The sequence below is a fragment of the Actinomadura sp. NPDC048032 genome (assembly GCF_040653175.1).
GTDB classification, from domain to species: domain Bacteria; phylum Actinomycetota; class Actinomycetes; order Streptosporangiales; family Streptosporangiaceae; genus Spirillospora; species Spirillospora verrucosospora.
Map to the genome: position 1 here is coordinate 1 of NZ_JBEZJP010000713.1, position 2,293 is coordinate 2,293.

A 2,293-nucleotide genomic window follows, 5' to 3' on the forward strand; every position below is an offset into this window, starting at 1 on the left:
GCGGACATGCCGCAGCACAGTGACGGACATTCGTCAGCCCTCCTTAGTCCAGGCAGCGTTCGTCGCCGGGGCGGGTGCCGGCGCTGCCGGTGCCGCCGCCCGACGCGATCGCCGGCCTCGCCGACGCGCTCCAGGCGGCGCGGCGGCCGGTGTTCGTGGCGGGACGCGGCGCGCGCCTGTCGGGCGCCCGCGACGCCCTGGCCGAGCTCGCCGCGCGCTGCGGGGCGCTGCTCGCGACGTCGGCGGTGGCGCGCGGCCTGTTCGCCGGCGACCCGTTCGCCCTGGACGTCAGCGGGGGCTTCGCCACGCCCGCCGCGGCGGAGCTGATCCGCGGCGCCGACCTGGTCGTCGCGTGGGGCTGCTCGCTGAACATGTGGACGACCCGGCACGGCGCGCTCGTCGACCGGGCCGCCGCGGTCGTGCAGGTCGACGTGGACGCGCACGCGCTCGGCGCGCACCGCCCCGTCGACCTCGGCCTGATCGGCGACGCCGCCGAGACCGCCCGGGCCGCCTCGGCCGAGCTCGGCGCCCGCGGGCACCGGGCCACGGGGTACCGCACGCCCGAGGTGGCGGAACGTCTCGCCCGCGAGGGCCGCTGGCAGGACGTCCCCTACGACGAGCATCCCGGCGAGGACGGCGCGGACGGCCCCCGCATCGACCCGCGCACGCTGACGATCGCCCTGGACGGGATGCTGCCCCGCGAGCGCACGGTCGCCGTCGACTCCGGGAACTTCATGGGCTACCCGGCGATGTTCCTGGACGTCCCCGACGAGGACGGCCTGGTGTTCACGCAGGCGTTCCAGTCGGTGGGGCTGGGCCTCGCGACCGCCATCGGCGCGGCCGTGGCGCGCCCGGACCGGCTCACCGTCGCCGCGCTCGGCGACGGCGGCGCGCTGATGTCGGTCGCGGAGCTGGAGACCGCCGTCCGGCTCGGGCTCGGCCTGCTCGTGCTCGTCTACGACGACGAGGCCTACGGGGCGGAGGTGCACCACTTCGGTCCGGGCGGGCACCCCCTCGACACCGTCACGTTCCCGCCCGCGGATCTGGCCGCGGTCGGGCGGGGGTTCGGCTGCGCGGCGGCGACCGTCCGGACACCGGGTGACCTCGCGGCGGTGGGCGCCTGGCTGGCGGGGCCCCGCGACCGGCCGATGGTCGTGGACGCCAAGATCACGCGCAGCCGCCCCTCGTGGTGGCTGGAGGAAGCTTTCCGGGGTCATTAGCTCACTCTGTGTAGCCTCGCCCTCCTTGGGAACGATCACGATCACGGCCGTCGTGGCCTGGTTCACATGCCTGAGGAGGAGACATGGCGCAAGGGCCGAGGCTGCCCGAACTCGCCAGGCAGATGCTGGCGGAGTTCGCCGGCACCCTGATCCTGATCCTGTTCGGCGTCGGCGTGGTCGCCCAGGCCGTGGCGGCGAGCGGGCTCGGCGCGCCGCAGAGTCTCGGCGGCCACGACAGCATCGCCTGGGCCTGGGGGATCGGGGTCACGCTCGGCGTGTACGTCGCCGCCCGGACCAGCGGTGGGCACCTGAACCCCGCCGTGACGCTCGCGCTCGCGGTGTTCAAGGGGTTCCCCTGGCGCCGGGTCGTGCCGTTCTGGTTCGCGCAGACGCTCGGCGCCTTCGTGGCCGCGCTGATCGTCCGGTGGGACTACAGCGAGATCCTCGCCAAGTTCGACCCCGGCCACACCCTGAAGTCCCAGTTCGTGTTCTCCACCCTGCCGGGCAACGGCACGCTGCCGATCGGCACCTGGGGCGCGTTCCGCGACCAGGTGATCGGCACCGCGATCCTGCTGTTCCTCGTGCTGGCCCTCACCGACGTGCGCAACGCGCCGCCGCTGGCCAACCTGGCGCCGCTGATCATCGGTCTGGTGGTGGTGGCGATCGGCATGGCGTTCGGCTCCGACGCGGGTTACGCGATCAACCCGGCCCGCGACTTCGGGCCGCGGCTCGCCCAGTACATCACCGGATACGACACCGCCTGGCGGGACCAGTACGGCGACCTGTACTTCTGGGTGCCGATCGGGGGCCCGCTGATCGGGGGCGTGCTCGGCGCCGGCCTGTACCTGCTGTTCGTCGGGCGCCACCTCCCCGAGGAGGAGGGCGGCCTGCCCGCCGCGCCGGAGCCGGAGTACGACGTCACCTGACGGGCCCGTTTCCTCGGGCGGAAAGGAAGAGTCCATGGCCGACTTCGTCGGCGCCCTCGACCAGGGCACGACCAGCACCCGATTCATGATCTTCGATCACGGCGGCAACGAGATCGCCCGCCACCAGCTCGAACACGAGCAGATCCT

2 protein-coding genes are annotated in these 2,293 nt (G+C 73.9%); both read left to right on the top strand.

Annotation, left to right across the window (positions count from 1 at the left end):
* Window positions 1-74 precede the first annotated feature (74 nt).
* A complete protein-coding gene (locus AB0C69_RS41395; RefSeq protein ID WP_360362213.1) occupies window positions 75-1,220 on the top strand; it encodes a thiamine pyrophosphate-dependent enzyme in 1,146 nt (381 codons plus the stop codon).
* Between the two features lie 83 nt (window positions 1,221-1,303).
* The gene (locus AB0C69_RS41400) at window positions 1,304-2,146 is read left to right on the top strand and encodes an MIP/aquaporin family protein (RefSeq protein ID WP_360362216.1); all 843 of its coding nucleotides are present in this window, start codon (window positions 1,304-1,306) and stop codon (window positions 2,144-2,146) included.
* Window positions 2,147-2,293: the final 147 nt, after the last annotated feature.

Excerpts from the sequence above, each read along its gene's own strand:
- AB0C69_RS41400 (WP_360362216.1), top strand. The coding sequence starts at position 1,304 with ATGGCGCAAGGGCCGAGGCTGCCCGAACTCGCCAGGCAGATGCTGGCG.